16 protein-coding genes are annotated in these 15621 nt (G+C 67.8%); 7 read left to right on the forward strand and 9 right to left on the reverse strand.

Annotated elements, in window-relative coordinates:
- Positions 1 to 79 precede the first annotated feature (79 nt).
- From EII26_RS09780 to EII26_RS09805, 6 genes are read right to left on the reverse strand one after another with little or no spacing between them, the layout of a single operon-like run.
- The gene (locus EII26_RS09780) at positions 80 to 1186 is read right to left on the reverse strand and encodes a hypothetical protein (RefSeq protein WP_124888975.1); all 1107 of its coding nucleotides are present in this window, start codon (positions 1184 to 1186) and stop codon (positions 80 to 82) included.
- Positions 1183 to 2328 (reverse strand): lipid-A-disaccharide synthase, encoded by a 1146-nt coding sequence (locus EII26_RS09785; protein WP_158612256.1) that lies wholly within the window; start codon positions 2326 to 2328, stop codon positions 1183 to 1185. The genes EII26_RS09780 and EII26_RS09785 overlap by 4 nt, the downstream gene beginning before the upstream one ends.
- Positions 2313 to 3140, reverse strand: coding sequence for an LpxI family protein (locus tag EII26_RS09790; protein ID WP_124888977.1), 828 nt, complete (start codon positions 3138 to 3140; stop codon positions 2313 to 2315). The genes EII26_RS09785 and EII26_RS09790 overlap by 16 nt, the downstream gene beginning before the upstream one ends.
- Positions 3140 to 4261, reverse strand: coding sequence for an LptF/LptG family permease (locus EII26_RS09795; RefSeq protein ID WP_124888978.1), 1122 nt, complete (start codon positions 4259 to 4261; stop codon positions 3140 to 3142). Before EII26_RS09795 ends, EII26_RS09790 begins: the two co-directional genes overlap by 1 nt.
- A 9-nt stretch (positions 4262 to 4270) precedes the next feature.
- A complete protein-coding gene (locus tag EII26_RS09800) occupies positions 4271 to 5389 on the reverse strand; it encodes a PAS domain-containing protein (protein WP_124888979.1) in 1119 nt (372 codons plus the stop codon).
- A 3-nt stretch (positions 5390 to 5392) separates the two neighbouring features.
- Complete coding sequence (locus EII26_RS09805; RefSeq protein WP_158612257.1) at positions 5393 to 6919, reverse strand: DUF4139 domain-containing protein; 1527 nt, start codon at positions 6917 to 6919, stop codon at positions 5393 to 5395.
- A gap of 497 nt (positions 6920 to 7416) precedes the next feature.
- Here EII26_RS09805 and infC point away from each other — a divergent pair, with 497 nt between their 5' ends.
- The 7 genes from infC (at position 7417) to EII26_RS09840 (ending at position 13050) form a co-directional block, all read left to right on the forward strand.
- A complete protein-coding gene (gene infC / locus EII26_RS09810; RefSeq protein WP_124888981.1) occupies positions 7417 to 8055 on the forward strand; it encodes a translation initiation factor IF-3 in 639 nt (212 codons plus the stop codon).
- A 112-nt stretch (positions 8056 to 8167) separates the two neighbouring features.
- Positions 8168 to 8365 carry a 50S ribosomal protein L35 gene (gene rpmI, locus EII26_RS09815; RefSeq protein WP_124888982.1) on the forward strand — a complete coding sequence of 66 codons (198 nt, stop codon included), beginning with the start codon at positions 8168 to 8170 and terminating at the stop codon, positions 8363 to 8365.
- Between the two features lie 39 nt (positions 8366 to 8404).
- Entirely contained in the window at positions 8405 to 8758 is a 354-nt protein-coding gene (rplT, locus tag EII26_RS09820) for a 50S ribosomal protein L20 (protein ID WP_124888983.1), read from the forward strand.
- 234 nt (positions 8759 to 8992) lie between these two features.
- A complete protein-coding gene (pheS, locus tag EII26_RS09825; RefSeq protein WP_446718757.1) occupies positions 8993 to 10033 on the forward strand; it encodes a phenylalanine--tRNA ligase subunit alpha in 1041 nt (346 codons plus the stop codon).
- Positions 10034 to 12460, forward strand: a complete 2427-nt coding sequence (gene pheT / locus EII26_RS09830) for a phenylalanine--tRNA ligase subunit beta (protein ID WP_124888984.1) — start codon at positions 10034 to 10036, stop codon at positions 12458 to 12460.
- A 52-nt stretch (positions 12461 to 12512) separates the two neighbouring features.
- Positions 12513 to 12800 carry a hypothetical protein gene (locus EII26_RS09835; protein ID WP_124888985.1) on the forward strand — a complete coding sequence of 96 codons (288 nt, stop codon included), beginning with the start codon at positions 12513 to 12515 and terminating at the stop codon, positions 12798 to 12800.
- Positions 12801 to 12804: 4 nt separating this feature from the next.
- Positions 12805 to 13050, forward strand: a complete 246-nt coding sequence (locus tag EII26_RS09840; protein WP_124888986.1) for a hypothetical protein — start codon at positions 12805 to 12807, stop codon at positions 13048 to 13050.
- Positions 13051 to 13117: 67 nt separating this feature from the next.
- On the opposite strand, the gene garR is transcribed toward EII26_RS09840, so the two are convergent.
- The 3 genes from garR to EII26_RS09855 form a co-directional block, all read right to left on the reverse strand.
- Positions 13118 to 13999, reverse strand: coding sequence for a 2-hydroxy-3-oxopropionate reductase (gene garR, locus EII26_RS09845; RefSeq protein ID WP_124888987.1), 882 nt, complete (start codon positions 13997 to 13999; stop codon positions 13118 to 13120).
- A 16-nt stretch (positions 14000 to 14015) separates the two neighbouring features.
- Entirely contained in the window at positions 14016 to 14477 is a 462-nt protein-coding gene (locus EII26_RS09850; protein ID WP_158612258.1) for a sulfurtransferase, read from the reverse strand.
- 189 nt (positions 14478 to 14666) lie between these two features.
- Positions 14667 to 15431 (reverse strand): SDR family NAD(P)-dependent oxidoreductase, encoded by a 765-nt coding sequence (locus EII26_RS09855; RefSeq protein WP_124888989.1) that lies wholly within the window; start codon positions 15429 to 15431, stop codon positions 14667 to 14669.
- Between the last annotated feature and the right edge of the window lie 190 nt (positions 15432 to 15621).

The following is a 15621-nucleotide window of genomic DNA, read 5'->3' on the forward strand; positions in this document are numbered from 1 at the left end:
CCTCGGGGGCCTGCCGCCCTGCCGGGTCGGGGTCCGCCAGGCTCCCCTTCCGGGGAAGGGCGGATGCGTCCCGGGGCCGCTACGTTCTCTTGGGGGACTCCAGGGCGTCGCACAGCCGTGCGGCGGCCCCCGGCCCGCCCGACAGGGCCAGGAGCGCTCTCCGCGTCCGCACGCGCGCCTCCGGGTCCCTCAGCGCGGCGGCGATTCCAAGGGCGATCTCCCGCGGGGCGATGTCCCCGTAAAGCTCGTCCATTATGGGGCTCCCGGCCATGCGGTTCGGAAGGGAGATGGCGCCCTTGTAGCGTTTCAGGACGCGCTCCAGGGCCATGTTGCGGAGCCTTTTCCCGACGAGGGGCATCGAGGCGACGATCCCCCGCAGCCCGGCGACGGGAATGTGTTCCAGAAAGGCGCGCGGCGCGGCCACCAGCCCGGGCAGCCCGCAGTGCAGCATCTCCAGCGTGTTCGTCCCCGGCTGGGTCAGGGCGTAGTCGGCGGCCCGCATGGCGACCCCCGCCCCGGCCCGGACGGGCTCCAGACCCGCCTCGCGCCAGGGCGCAAGCTCGGGGTCCGGCATGAACGGCGGAAAGAGCGTCCGGACCCGCAGCCCGGGGAACTCCGGCCGCAGCTCCGCGACGATCGACTGGAGCCAGCTCAGGGCCGCGTTCCGAATGCCCGGACGGCTTCCCGGGAACAGGAGGAGCCGCGGCGAGTCGGGCTCCTCCGGCCAGTCCCAGCACGCGGCCGAGGGGTCGCGGGCGTCCAGCTCCAGGGCGTCCCGGACGAGGTCCCCGATGGCGGTCGCGCCGCGGATGGCCCGCGCCGTCGCCGGGAAGGCCGTGAAGGTCTCGGCCCGCTCCGCGCCCTTCTTGGGGCCGTAGGTGTAGCAGAGGAGGGGCGCCCCCGCGGCGCGCGCGAGCCGCGCCCCGAAGATCAGGTCGCCCCCGAGCTGCAAAACGCGGTCGGTCCGTTCGTTTCCGAGCTCGCGCCAGGTCCGGAGGGGACCGTGGGGGCCCTTCAGCACGTCGGGCGCAAGCCGCAGGGCGGCGGCACGCTCGTGTCCCGAGGCGAAGGGGCAGGACAGCAGCCGGAGGGAGACGGAGTGACCCCGGCGGCGAAGCTCCGCCGACACGGGACGCGCCCAGCCCCAGAGCTCGCCGGGGCCGTTGGTCAGTATCGAAACCCTCACGGCCCGTCCCCTCCCCCCTCCAGGATGCACCGTGCCCAGAACGCGGCCGCATCCCCGGTCCCCATGGCCCTGCGGGCCGCCTCCATCCGCCGGTCCGCCTCGGCTCTCACGCCGGGGTCGTCCGTATAGCGGTAGAGCTCCCGGACGATCCGGTCGGGCCGCGCGTCGCCCCGCAGCAGCTCCGGGTAGATCGGGCCGTCGGTCAGGTAGTTCGGGATCGAGATGTAGGGAATCCGTACGAGCGCGCGCGCCAAGGCCCAGGACAGCGCGTTTCCGTTGTAGATCACCACCATGTACCGGCGCAGGAGCATCGCCTCCACCGATACCGTCCCGCTGACCCCGGCCACGGCCTCCGCGGCGTCCATGAGCTCCCTTCCCTCGCCCTCCCAGGTCTCGAAGCCCGAGAGCCGCTCCCTCAGCTCCGCGGCGAGCGGGGGCGACAGTCCCGGGGCGATGGAGAAGACGGGGAGCCGGCCGTCCGCCCGAAGGAGCCGCGCCGTCTCCACGAGGGTCTCCAGGTGGTAGCGGATGTCGTACCGGCGGCTCCCCGGCATGAGGGCCACGGCCCGGGCCCCCTCGATGCGGCGGCGGAGCCCGTCGGGGGCACGGGTGTCCCGGAGCTCCGCGAGCAGGGGGTGGACCTTCCAGCGCGAGTTCACGCCCCGCTCCGCCAGGTAGCGGTGCTCGAAGCCGAAGAGGGGCAGGCACAGGTCGAAGTCCCGGCGCAGGGCGCGGACGCGCCCGCTTCGCCAGGCCCAGACGGTCGGGGGGACCAGACAGACGGCCCTGCCCGTGTAGCCCGAGCGACGCAGCTTCGAGACGAGCCCCAGGTGGAAGTCGGGGCTGTCGATCACCACGACGGTCTCCGGCCTCCGCTCCAGAATGGCGCGGACCATGCCGCGCCTCAGCCGGAGGATGCGGGGGATCGCGGGGAGCACCTCCGTGATGCCCATGAGCTTGAGCTCCTCGTAGCTCCAGTGGGGCAGCCCCGGATCGGCCGCCCCGCGGGCGGCCTCGGCGCGCGGCCCCATCATGCCCCATATCCTTCCCCTCAGCGCCGGGTCGTGCGCCAGGAGCGCCCGGATGAGCCCGGCGGCGTAGAGGTCCCCGCTGATCTCCCCGCAGCTCACGAAGAGGGACACGCTTGGATCCCCCACACGGCTATGCCGCAGGCGTCCGCCTGGGCGAGCGTCCGCTCGGGCTCGAGGACCAGGGTCCGCCCCGCCTCGACGGCCAGGCAGGTCAGGCCGGCGCGCCTCATGGACTCGATGGTCCCGGGCCCGACGGTCGGAAGGTCGTAGCGCGCGTCCTGGTCGGTCCGCATCATCTTGACCAGGACGCCCCGGCCCGAGAGTGCCCCGCACCGCTCGATCATCGCGTCGGTCCCCTCCATCGCCTCGATCGCCACGACCGCGAGGTCCGCCACCACGATCGCCTGACCGAAGGAGCAGGGCAGGGTGACGCGCAGGATGTCGGCGCCGTACCGGACGTCCTGGCGCTCGGCCTCGGTCGGGGCCCGCGTCCCCAGCCGCCCCTCCGGCGCGAGGAACTCCGGGAGGATCTGCCAGTAGGGGAGCACGTCGATCCCCTCGCGTTCGAACGCCGCGACGATCGTCCCCAGGAGCGCGTGGTCGTCCCGGCGCCTCTCGGAGAGCACGGAGCGGGTCAGCGGGTCGAACAGCGCGGGCAGGAGATAGATCGTGCGCTTGGGAATGTTCCCGGCCATGATCAGGCTCTTTGCGCCGTGGCGCTTCGCCTCGCGGACGACGCGTCCCAGGGAGGGGAAGCGGAGGCGGACCACCGCCTCGGACAGGGGGCCGAAGGTCTCGGGGTCGTCCCTGAGGGTGATGACGACGACGGAGGAGCCCCGGTCGCGAAGGCGCCTCGCGATCTCCAGGGGCAGCCCGCCCTCCCCGGCGATCAGGGCGATTTTCTCGGGGGGAGCGGCCGTCATCAGTCCACCCGGCGCGCGAAGAACACCGCGACGGCCATGAATGCCAGGTTGGGCGTCCATGCGGCCACGGAGGGCCAGATCGCGCCGGCCTCGCCCAGGGCGCGGCACATGGACATCACGACGTAGTAGGCGAAGACGATGACGACGCTGATGCCGAAGCCCGTCCCCGAGCCCGATCGGCCCCGGCGCGACGCGCCGAACCCCGCTCCCAGCACGGCCATGATGACGCAGGCCCAGGGGACCGCCAGCTTCAGGTGAAACATCACCCACAGCCTCGAGAGGTCCGTCCCGATCATGCTGGCCTGACGGATGTAGGCCCACAGCTCGCGGGCGCTCATGTCGACCGGGCGCCGCGTGCTGCGCTGGATCTGGTCGGGCGAGAGGTTCAGGGCCAGCTTCTGCCGCTCGAAGCGGAAGAGCAGATTGATCTCGCCCTGCTTGTTGACGTCGTAGACCCGGCCGTCCTCGATCCACCACTGCCCGTCCCTCCAGATTCCCTCCTGCGCGATGGAGGTGCGCGCCAGACGGCCCCCCTCGAACTCGTGGACCATGACGCCCTTCATGATTCCCCGCCTGGCGTCCATCTGGTCGACGTAGAGGACCCGGCGGAGCTCCCCGCCGCTCTCGTCGCGCAGAAAGACCTTCTCCTGCAGTGCGGAGGCCTGGTTCTTCATCACCTCGTACTTGAGCAGACGGTCCGCGGCGATGGAGGTGATGGGCACCACCGTCTCGTTGAATGCCAGCGTGCCGACGGAGACGAGCAGCGCGGCGGCGACGATGGGGCGCAGCACGCGGGAAAAGGGGATGCCCAGGGACCGCAGGGCGATCAGCTCGCTGCCGGCGGCCAGGGTCGTCATCCCGAGGAGCGTGGCCAGCAGGGAGGACATGGGAAAGGTCATGGCGACGACCTCCGGCAGCCTGTAGAGGAAGAGGCGCACCACGACCCCCAGGGACACGCCCTGCTCGATGATCAGGCGCGCGGCCTGAAACAGCAGGTCGCCCGCCACGAAGATCAGGGTGAAGATCAGCACTCCGAATATGAAGGGGCCGCCGGTCGCCCTCAGGATGAGGCGGTCCAGAATGTGCAGGCCCGGCAGGGAGATCGTCTGAGCGTTCTTCATGAGCGTTCTTCAGGCGTTGAGCGTGTACTTGGATTGAAGGGCCTCGTCGAACCGGTCCAGCAGGCCCTTCGCGTCGGGAACGTCCATTTCGCCGTCGATGGAGGCCGCCCAGCGGAGGAGCGTGGCGGAGGAGAGCGCGGGGTGGACGGTTCCGAGCGTCGACATGAGGCCGTCCAGTTTGGCGATGACGGCCTCCGCCGCGTCGTCCGCCCCCTCGGGAAGGAGCAGGAAGATGTCGCGCGGCCCCGAGAGAAAGGCGATGTCCGAGGCGCGCAGGCTGCCGCTCACCGCGCGGCAGTAGGCTTTGAAGGCCGTTTCCGCCTGGGCCTCCCCCTGGGGGGTGCTCGGGAACGCGACGCGCACGAGGGCGGCGGAAAGGCGGTCCTTGTAGCGTCCGACGCGGTAAAGCTCCTCCTCCAGGCGCCGCATGGCGTAGTCGTAGGAGCAGAGGCCCGTCTCCGGATCGACGAAGGCGTCCGCCGGGGGCTGCGGAAGGTCGCCGAGCGTCCTCGGCTCGAGCTGGAAGTAGAACCGGTCGTCCTTCATGGGCTGCTGGAGGACGTTCCACGTCCTGTCCGCGAGCCTCACGGTGTCCTCTCCCGGGGAGAGGAAGCGCGTGATTCCGACGGTCGGGACGGCCTCTCGAGGCACGCCGGCGAGGTGGAGGAGGGCGTCGCTGATGGAGAGGATGTTCCCGTCCCGGTCGGTGATCGCGAAGGGAACCGGCAGGTCGGTGTCCCGCACGGTCTCCTCCGGTTCCTCGACGGGGGGCTCGGGGTCGCCGAGGTGCCGGTAGTAGAGGGCCAACAGGACGACCGCACCGCAGACGGCCATGGTGACGCCGAGCCACTGGAGCATCCGGGCCCCGAGGCTGAGGGCGAGGGGACAGAGCAGAATGCCCTGGGCCATCAGCTGGACCGGCACGAACCCCGTCCTGCGCCCCTGAAGGATGAACAGGGCGTACAGGACGGTCAGGACGACGAACAACAGGCCCGCGAGCCCCCAAAGGGAGGTGTCCACCGGCTCCGCCGCCGAGGGGGACCCGAGGGACCGGGCGGCGAGGACCGTCGGGATCGCCACGAAGGGGGGCAGAAAAACCCACTGCAGAAGGCTGCCGCTGGACGTCATGGGCTATCGGTACTCCAGGTTCTGGCCGGAGGGATAGGTGAGGGAGTACTCCACGAGGATCCTTCGGGTCTCGCCGGGCTTTAGGGACAGCTTCCACGTCAGGCGGTTCTCGGCGTCGCGCTCCGTCGGCTCGGGGTCCATTTTCTTGACCTCCAGCTTGATCCTCTCGTCCACGGGAATCGGAAGACGGTCGCGCACCGAGACCTCCCGCTCGGCATCCAGGCCGCTCGTGATCTCCAGCACGTAGCCTCCCTTGAAGATGCCCGAACCGCCCAGCCAGGAGCTGCCCGTGCTCTCGACGAGCGGGACCTTCTTTGCGGTGAGCCGCGGAACGGATCCGAAGGGAAGCTGGGTCTGCCCCAGCCCGTATTCCGGGATCCGGGTCCGCCCGGACGGGCGGCCGTCCACCATCAGCTCCGCCGCCCCGGGCATCAGGGGGGCCGGGATGGAGTCCATGCTGGCGACGATCCATGCCTCGGACCGCTGTTCGGGGATCAGGACCAGGACGGGCGTGCTGGCGAGCGAGAGCTCGCCGAGCGCGACGTCCGCAGGGGAGCCGTCCCCCTCGAGCGTCCCCCGGCCGCGAACGGTCACATTCGAAAGGGTCGACTCGATCTCCGGGAGGTCGGCGGCGTCCTCCATCTCCTTGGCCGCCATCATGGGCGCGTTGACCGCCCTCTGCGAGTCTTTGAGGACGAAGTTCCGGTGCCGGTCGTCCTCCTTCCGCTCCAGGGCCACACGGAGCGGGTTCAGGGCGGGGGGAGATACGGAGTCCGCGGGACGCCGGGAGTGGAAGAGCACGTCGCCGGAGTAGTCGAGACCCGTCCCCTGTGCGGCGGAGGCGATCATCCGGACGTCGATGGCGCCGGTCGTGCTGTTCAGGTCCATGACGTAGTGCAGGCCCCAGCGGGCGGCTCCCGTGTGCGCCTCGAAGAGCAGCGGCTCGCGCAGGGTCGTTCGCCCGGAGACCCGGACGAACCGGTCGGCGTCCGCGGGGCTCCGCTCCTCGAGTTCCCGCTCCAGGCGTTCCAGCTCCTCATGGGCGGTTCGCAAGGACTCGGCCAGCTCCGCCAGCTCGTTCTCGACCCGAAGCCGCAGGTTTTGGGCGTTCTCGATATAGGAGAGCAGGTCCTTGGCCTCGGCCTCCTTGGGGTGGATGGCGTTGAGCATGGTCCGGGTCTGCTCCAGGGACGTTTTTTGGGCGTTCAGGGCGTCGATGGACCGTCCCTGGGCATCGATCCGCTCCCTGAGGGAAACGAGGGAGGGCGGAACCCAGCCCTTGCGCGCCTGGCCGAGGACCTTGAGGTCCGTCACGCCCCTGGGGTTCAGAAGGCGGACGCTCTCCGGGATGAAGGCGCCCGGAAGCTCGAACTGAAATTCATCCTCTGTGGGAAGGTGTCTGAAGACGAACCTCGCACCCCTGGGGTAGACGTCGACGGACCGGACGGGCGGGGTGTCCGCCGCGGAGGGGAGGGCAAAAAAGACGAGGGCCCCCGAGAACAAAATCGTCTTGGCGAGCATGGACAACATGAATGAACCTCCTTGTCGCTTGTCGTCGTTTTCGTTGCGGCGAGCAAAACAAAAACCGACATGCCTCCGTCTCCGAAAGCACGCCCGGAACACAAAAAGCACGGGAGAGCGGGCGGTTGCTGTGCACTGCGCCCTCTGCATGCAAGCGTATTTTAACACGCCGACCCGGAAGTCCTTGCCTGTCGGGACGAAGTATGCTATAGTTCCGCGGTATGTTTCGTGCTAAGCAGAGGCTGCCCTCTCGCCCGATGCGGCGCCCCTTTGGGGCTGTTGCCGGGCTCGCGAAAGATAAAATGTGCGGTCGTCCTTCAAGGGCTTGTTTTTGCGGACGGCTTGAAGCGCAAGTTATCGGGGGCGGTCTTGGGGCCGCCCCCTTCGCCTGTTTCGGGGCCCCCGATTCGTGTCGCAAAGGGCGAAAGACGGTTTTCGAGCGGTGCGGAACCGCCGAAGGCATGTGGGGGCTCGGCCCCCGAATCAAAAGATGGAGGTGAGGCGTTATATTCCCCAGGACTGACGAGGATGCGCCGAGGGTCAACGAGGAGATCTCCGCGCCGCAGGTGTTGTTGGTGGACGAGAACGGGGTGAAGGTTGGCCAGATCGCTACGGCGGAGGCCCTTTCGATGGCGGAGGAGAGGCATCTGGACCTCGTCGAGGTCGCGCCCCTGGCCAAGCCGCCCGTCTGCCGGATCATGGATTACGGCAAGTACCGCTACCAGCTCCAGAAGAAGGAGAAGGACGCCCGCAAGAAGCAGAAGGTCCAGACCCTCAAGGAGATCAAGATGCGCCCCAAGATCGACGAGCACGACTTCAACTTCAAGGTCAAGGCGATCAAGGGCTTCCTCGAGGAAGGACATCGCGTGAAGGTCTCCGTCTTCTTCCGGGGCCGCGAAATGGCCTTCCTGTCCCGAGGCGAAGAGGTTCTGAACCGGGTGATGGCCGAATGCGGCGCCCTGGGCAAGAGCGAGGGCAGTCCGCGGATGGAGGGGCGCTACATGCGCATCATGGTCACCCCCGTGTCCCAGGCCGCGAAGCCGGCCGCGCCCAAGGAGGGGTCGGCCCCCAAGAAGGAGGCGGGCTCGCCCGCCCCGAAGCCGGCCGGGAAGGAAGATCCGGGGAAGGCCGCGCCGGAGGCGTAGCCGCGTTTTCGCTCGATTTTTTCGGGGTTCCGCGTCCCTTCGGGGCGGGATCACCATCGATATTTTTCGGGAAGTCGTTGCCTCCCGTTCACGAAAGAAGGAGAATTGTCCCATGCCCAAGTTGAAGTCGCACTCCGGTGCAAAGAAGAGGTTCAGCCGTACGGCATCCGGCAAGCTGTCCTACCGCAAGGTCGGCCGCTCTCACATCATGGTGCACAAGAGTCCCAAGCGGCTGCGCTCCCTGCGCAAGACGGGGTACGTCAGCGACACTCTGATGGACCAGATGAACAGGATGCTCCCCTACGCCTAGTGTGGCGGGGGCCGAGATTCGGGAGAGGATGAGTGAGAAATGCGCGTCAAGGGTGCATCGACAAGCAATAAAAAGAGAAAGAAACTGTTTTCCATCACCAAGGGCTATTGGGGCCAGCACAAGAACGTCTTCCGCCGGGCCAAGGAGGCCTACCTCGCGGCGCTCTCCCGCGCCTACGGGGACCGCAAGCGCAAGAAGCGCGACTACCGCCGCCTGTGGATCACCCGCATCAGCGCGGCCGTCCGCTCCGAGGGGATGAGCTACAGCGTGTTCATGAACGGGCTGAAGAAGGCCGGGATCGTCATGAACCGCAAGATGCTCTCCGAGCTGGCCATCCACGACATGGAGGCGTTCCGCAGCCTTTTGAACCAGGCCCGGGCGGCCCTGAACTAGCGCCCCGGGACCGTACGCCTCGGACCTGCCGCGATGGTCGGGACGTACAGCTCTGTTTGCGTGAAGAGAACGACCGTATGGGGGTTCCTGTCGCCGATCGCGGCAGGAGCCTCGTTTTTTCTTTGAAAGTTCGGGGGACTGCGGAGTCCCCGCGGCGGGCGCCGGTTGCCGGCGCCGGAGGACGGAGACGAGCCGCGCGGAAGAAAAGCGGAAAGACGGGAAGGGGGCAGACGGTTGAACGCGTTGATTGAGGAAATGGAGAAGGTTCGGGCCTCCTTTGGCGAGGCCTTGTCGTCGGTTGCCTCGACGGAGGCGCTGGACGAGCTGCGGGTGCGGAACCTGGGGAAGAAGGGCGGCCTTACGGTGCTGCTGAAGTCCCTGGGCAAGCTGAGCCCCGAGGAGCGCCCGGCGGCCGGAGAACGGCTGAACCTGCTTCGCGACGAGATGGAGCGGTCCATAGAGGCGAAGAAACGGGAACTGCGCGCGCGGGAGAACGAGGCGCGCGAGGCGGGCGAGCGCATCGATGTGACGCTGCCCGCTCGGGGCCGGACGGGCGGGGCCTTTCATCCGGTCTCTCAGACGATGCACGAGATCGTGGAGATCATGCAGGGGATGGGGTACTCCGTCGCCCTGGGGCCGGAGAAGGAGGAGGAGCTCTACAACTTCGAGAGCCTGAACATGCCCTCCTGGCATCCGGCCCGGGACATGCAGGACACCTTCTACTTTCCGGACGGGAGCCTGCTGCGCACGCACACCTCTCCCGTGCAGGTCCGGGCGATGCTGCAGTACGGCGCCCCCTTGAGGATCGTCTGCCCCGGCAAGGTCTATCGGCGGGACAACGACCCCACGCACTCCCCCATGTTCAACCAGATCGAGGGGCTGCTGATCGACAAGGACGTGTCCTTCCCGGTCCTCAAGGGTACCCTGCGCGAGCTGATGAACGCCTTCTTCGGCCGGAGCCTGAAGAACCGCTTCCGCGCCAGCTACTTCCCCTTCACGGAGCCCTCCATGGAGCTGGACATCGAGTGCGTGGAGTGCGGCGGGGCGAACGCGCGCTGCCGCGTCTGCAAGGGGACCGGCTGGCTCGAGGTCTGCGGGATGGGGATGGTGCACCCGTCGGTCGTCCGGGCCGGGGGCATCGATCCGGAGAGGTACAACGGCTTCGCCTTCGGCATGGGGCTCGACCGCATGGCGATGCTGAAGTACGGCATCAACGACCTGCGCCTGCTGTTCGACGGGAACGTCTCCTACTTTCTTTCGGGGAGGGACGCTTAAATGCTGGTATCCTGGAACCTCTTGAAGGAGTTCATCACCCTGTCGGCCTCGCCCGAGGAGGCCGCGGAGCGGCTGACGATGGCGGGCGCCGAGGTGGAGCGTATCGAACACACGGCCCGGGCCCTCGAGGGGGTCGTTGCGGCCCGCATCCTCTCGCTCTCGCCCCACCCGGAGCGGGAGACGCTGCTCGTCGCGAAGCTGGACACGGGCCGCGGCGAGGCGGTCTGCGTGACCAACGCCGACAACATGAAGGCCGGCGACCGGGTCCTCTACGCGCCGCCCGGCTCCACCCTGCCCGACGGGACCCGGCTGGCCGTCCGGGATTTCCACGGGTTCGCGAGCGCGGGCATGATGCTCTCCGCCCTCGAGCTGGGGCTTCCCGAGGTCGGCACGGCCGACGGCATCCTGATCCTCCCCGCCGACGCCCCCGTGGGGACGGAGGCCCGGACGCTCTACGGCATCTCGGACACGGTCCTGGACCTCTCCATTACCCCGAACCGGGGCGACCTCCTCAGCATCCTGGGCGTCGCCCGGGAGCTCCGGGGCCTCTTCCCGGACTCCGAGCTGCATGCGCCCCGGTGGCCGGAGGCTCCTGGGAGCGCCGCGGACTGGCCGGAGACGTTCGGAACGATCTCGCTTCCCGACCCCGGCTGCCTTTGCTACCACCTCGGCCTGGCGACGGACGTCGCGATGGGCCCGTCGCCCCTGGCGGTCCGGGTGGCCCTGGCCCACATGGGCATGAGGCCCTTGTCGAACGTCGTGGACGCGACCAACTACGTGATGCTGATGCTGGGTCAGCCCCTGCACGCGTTCGACCTGAACACCCTGCCCGCGCGGGAGATCACCGTGAGGGCGGCGAAGGACGGCGAGCGCATGACGACCCTGGACGGGCGGGAGCGCATCCTCTCGGACCGGGACATGCTGATCACGAGCGGCGGCGAGCCCATCGCCCTCGCGGGGGTCATGGGCGGGGACCGGACGGAGATCCGCGACGGCACCCGGACCGTGGTTCTGGAGAGCGCCGCATTCTCCCCGCTGCGCGTGGGACACACGGCCCGGCGTCTGGGCATCGCGTCGGAGGCCGCTTTCCGGTTCGCCCGCACCGTGGACCCCACCCTCAGCGCGCGCGCCCTGGCGCTCGCCCTCGAACTGATCCGCGACTGGAGCGGCGCCGGGGTCGGTTACGGCGTGCTCTCCGCATCCAACGCGCTCCCGGTCCCCGAGCCCGTGACCCTGACGCGCCGCAAGCTCGGGACGTACCTCGCCTGGGACGACATGGACGCCTCGGAAAAAATCCTGGAGGGCTTCGGGATCCGTCGCGAGGGGGGCACGGGGGACGCGCGCACCTTCCTGCCGCCGACGTGGCGGCCGGACATCGCCATCGAGGAGGATCTGATCGAGGAGATCGGTCGTTTTCGCGGCTACGACGATGCCCCCTCCCGCCTGCCGGGCGAACAGCCTCGGGGCGGGGACCAGGGGCTTCCGACCCGCCTGGCCGCGTTCGTGCGGCAGGCCCTGGTGGCTCGGGGTTACGTGGAGGCGGTCACCTACAGCTTCCTCCCGGAGGACTTCCCCAGGCGTCTGCTCCTGCCCGAGGACGATCCCCGCTCCGCACCCCTGACCCTGGCCAACCCCATCAGCCAGGAGCAGATCGCCATGCGCACCACGATGGTCCCCGGCCTTCTGGGCGGCCTGAAGGCGAGCGCCGCCTCGGGGTGGCGCGGGGCCGTCCGGCTCTTCGAGCAGGGGCGCATCTTCCTGCGGACCGGGTCCGGGCACGTGGAGCACGACGTCGTCGCGGGGCTCGTCTTCGACGGGACGGACCCCAGGACCCCATGGAAGGGCCAGGGGGAGGACTTCTACAGCGTCAAGGGGGACGTCGCCGCCCTGCTGGAGGGGCGCGGGCTCGTCCCGCAGTTCGTCGCCGGGCATCAGCCCTTCGGGCACGCGGGCCAGACCGCGGAGGTCCGGGCCCTCGCCCCGGATGGGAGCCCCCGGACGGTGGGGTGGCTTGCGCGGCTCAAGCCGGTTCTGGAGCAGGACCTGGGCCTTGGGGGCGGGGCGGTGTTCCTCTTCGAGCTGCGCCTCGCGGCCCTGGAGGAGCGCTTCCGTCCCGAGCTGCGCCCGGCGAGCGCATTCCCGGCCTCGCTGCGCGACGTCTCGATGCTCGTTCCGTCGGATCGGACCCAGGACGAGGTGGCGTCCGACATCCGGACGGCGGCGCACGACGCTGCGGGATGGGACATCCTGAGGGAGCTGCGCCTCTTCGACGTCTACGAGGGCAAGGGCATTCCCGAGGGGTTCCGCAGCCTGGCGTTCTCCCTGACCTACCGGGCGCCGGACCGGACCCTCAACGACGAGGAGGTCGAGCGGGTCCACGGCGCGGTGCGAGACACGCTGGTCCAAAAAGGGTACAATATGCGGTAGAGATGGAGGCGGCTCGGCGGGGGATCCCCGTCGGGTGGAAGGAGGGATGGGCTTGGCGGAGCTGACGGGCATCGAGAGCCTGATCGATCGGCTCGGAGAGAAGATCGATGTGTTGATTCAGGAGCGGGACGATCTGAGGAGGGAGATCGATCGCCTCAGCGCGTACGCCGCCCAGCGGGACGAGGAATGCGTGAGGGCCAGGCAGGAGATGCACCGGGCCCTCGAGGCCGCGAGCGAGGAGGCGCTGCGCGCGGAGCGCGGCGGGGCGGAGATCGAGGCGAAGCTGCGGAGCCTGAACGACCGCCTGATCGACCTCGTGAGGGAAAGACGGCGGGGTTGAGCCGGTGAATGCTCCCAGAGAGGTCTTCGTCACGGTCGGAAAGAAGAGCTACAGCATCAGGACGCCCCTGAACGACGCCACCCTGGACCGGCTCAAGGCGCTGATTGCGTCGGCCAACGGCTCCATGGTCAAGGGGCTCGATCAGGAGGAGCTTCTGATGCTCACGTGCCTGCAGCTCGCCTACTCCCTGGACAAGGCCGCCGAGGCCGTCGAGGGGCTGCTGAGGGGGCTGGAGCGGGCGGCGGACTGACTTTTTTGATCCGCAACGAAAGGGGAGCGGGGGGATCACCCCGTTCCCCTTTGCGTATGGCCGGGGACTACGGTTTCAGCGACACGCCGTTCAGCAGCTCGTAGTACCTGCCGAGGGCCCCGTGGTCCAGAGCGCCGCAGCCCCGGGCCATGAGGTTCTGCATCATCTCCATCACCTGGGCCGCCAGGGGCATGGCGACGTGCAGGTCCCGGCCGGTCTGGAGCACGTTGTTCAGATCCTTGGCGTGCAGCTCGACGCGGAACCCCGGCTCGTAGCGCTCCTCCAGCATGCGGGGCGCCTTGTCCTCCAGGCACTGGCTGCCGGCCAGACCGCCCCGGATGGCCCGGAAAACGCGCTCCGGGTCGGCCCCCGCCCGCCTGGCGAACGCCAGCCCCTCCGCTACCGCGGCGATGTTCGCCGCCACGATCGTCTGGTTCACGAGCTTCGTCACCTGGCCGGCGCCGCACACCCCGACGTGGAGGCTCCTGCCCATCAGGTCCAGGACGTCCCGTACCCGTTCGTATACGGCCTCGCGGCCGCCGACCATGATGGCCAGGGTCCCCTTCTCCGCCTTCTCCTGTCCGCCGCTCACGGGGGCGTCCAGCATGTCCGCCCCGCGCTCCTCGACGAGGGCGCAGAGCTCCCGGGAGACGGTCGGAGCGATGGAGCTCATGTCCACGACCACCTTGCCGGGGGAGAGCCCCTCCAGGACCCCGTCGGGCCCGCAGAGGACCGATCGGACGTCCGGGGAGTCCGGCAGCATCGTGACGACGACGCCGCAGCGCTCCGCGACCTCGCGGGGGGATCCGGCCGCATGGGCCCCGGCGGAGACGAGCGCCTCGACCGCGGGGCGGGACCGATTGAAGACCGTCAGTGCACGGCCGCCCTTCAACAGATTTTCCGCCATGGGTTTGCCCATGACGCCCAGCCCGATGAATCCGATCCTCATGTCGCCCTCCCCGTTTCTATGGTTTTGCGGTTCCGGTCTCGATCGGGTTTTCGGGGTTCCGGGACCAGTCGGTCATGCTGCCGGTGTAGTTCTTCACGCGGCTGGGGTCGAAGCCGAACGAGCCCACGAGGCGGTCGATGAAGCGGGCGCTCTGCCTCCCCGTGTTGCAGTAGACGATGATCTCCGCGTCCCGCGTCAGGCCCGCCCTCGCCAGGGCCTCGGATGCGTCGGGCCTGTCGAGGTCCGCCAGAGGGAAGTTGATCGCGCCCGGAATGTGCCCGCCGGGTATGCCTGCCCTTGGCGACAGGCCGCCGTAGACCTCGGGCGACCGCACGTCCGCCAGGACCACCCCGGTCCGACCGGCGTGCGCCTTGACGTAGTCCTGGTCCACCGCCTCGACGCCCGCGGCGGACGCCCCCGGAACCCCCAGCAGGATGCCGGCCGCCAGCGTCCCAAGGCAGGCGAATAGCGTTTTCATTGTCTCCATCGACTCCTCTCGGTTGATTCTGAAAAGTTGTGGCGCTCCTCATCCGCAGGGGATGATGTTAAATATATCATCCGGGGCGGTCTGGAGCCAAATGGCCGAGGACACCTGCCAGGACTCCTTGCTTCGCGTTCCATCACGTTATCCGGTTCTGCAATGAAATGGCTGGTTATTTTCCAGAGGTTATTTCACCAAATAACCGCCGTCGACGGGAATAATTGCACCGCCGAGGTAATCGCTTGCTGCCGAGGCCAAGAAGATTGTGGCTCCCTTCATGTCCTTCTCTGTGCCCCAACGATGGGCAGGAATACGCGCTAAAATCTGCATATTCCTCGTCTCATCAGCCATAAGAATGGAATTCATCTCCGTAGCCATATAGCCAGGGGCTATGGCATTGACGTTAATGCCGCGGCCGATCCAATCGTTGGACAATGCCTTGGTGAGTTGCGCCACCCCCCCTTTGGATGCCGCATAAGCCGGGATGGTCTGACCTCCGAAGAAACTGATCATGGAGGCTATGTTGATGATCTTCCCATACCCCTTAGGCAACATGATTCGTCCGGCGAGCTGACATTGGATAAAAACTGCGTTCAGATTGACGCTCATGACGGCATCCCATTCCTCGATCGGGAACTCCTCGGCAGAATGACGGCTCTGAACCCCCGCGGCGGTGATCAGGATATCCAAATCGTCTCCCAGTTCTTTCAGCGCTGCCTCAAAGGAGCTGAATATCTCCTCGCGTATGCTCAGATCGGCCTTGACTGCGGAGCACCTCCAGCCCTTCTTCAGAAAAATATCTCGTGTCCGAAAGACTCCGTCCGAGGAGCCGATAAGGACGACTGTGCAGCCGGCCTCCAGTAATGCCTCGGCCATACCCTTGCCGAGACCGCGTGTCCCTCCGGTAACGATGGCCTTTTTCCCCGTAATATCAAAAAGTGGATGTATCATCTTTGTCCCCCTTCTGCATTTTGAGGTCATCCCGAGGACAGGCGAACCTCCCCTGGTTTGGTGCAAAGTTTCGGTTTTCCGATAAGAAAATGGGTTCCTCGTTATTCTGTGTGGGTAAGGAACTATTCAGTCAAATTCAAATGTCCTGCGACGAGGTAAATCATATCGATGAAGGTCTGTTTGTTTCGAT

The sequence above is a fragment of the Fretibacterium sp. OH1220_COT-178 genome (assembly GCF_003860125.1).
In the GTDB taxonomy this organism is placed as follows: Bacteria; Synergistota; Synergistia; order Synergistales; family Aminobacteriaceae; genus CAJPSE01.

Coding starts and splice junctions, on each gene's coding strand:
- EII26_RS09790 (WP_124888977.1), bottom strand. CDS start 3,140: ATGACGGCCGCTCCCCCCGAGAAAATCGCCCTGATCGCCGGGGAGGGC.
- EII26_RS09795 (WP_124888978.1), bottom strand. CDS start 4,261: ATGAAGAACGCTCAGACGATCTCCCTGCCGGGCCTGCACATTCTGGAC.
- EII26_RS09800 (WP_124888979.1), bottom strand. CDS start 5,389: ATGACGTCCAGCGGCAGCCTTCTGCAGTGGGTTTTTCTGCCCCCCTTC.
- EII26_RS09805 (WP_158612257.1), bottom strand. CDS start 6,919: ATGTTGTCCATGCTCGCCAAGACGATTTTGTTCTCGGGGGCCCTCGTC.
- rpmI (WP_124888982.1), top strand. CDS start 8,168: ATGCCCAAGTTGAAGTCGCACTCCGGTGCAAAGAAGAGGTTCAGCCGT.
- rplT (WP_124888983.1), top strand. CDS start 8,405: ATGCGCGTCAAGGGTGCATCGACAAGCAATAAAAAGAGAAAGAAACTG.
- pheT (WP_124888984.1), top strand. CDS start 10,034: ATGCTGGTATCCTGGAACCTCTTGAAGGAGTTCATCACCCTGTCGGCC.
- garR (WP_124888987.1), bottom strand. CDS start 13,999: ATGAGGATCGGATTCATCGGGCTGGGCGTCATGGGCAAACCCATGGCG.
- EII26_RS09850 (WP_158612258.1), bottom strand. CDS start 14,477: ATGAAAACGCTATTCGCCTGCCTTGGGACGCTGGCGGCCGGCATCCTG.
- EII26_RS09855 (WP_124888989.1), bottom strand. CDS start 15,431: ATGATACATCCACTTTTTGATATTACGGGGAAAAAGGCCATCGTTACC.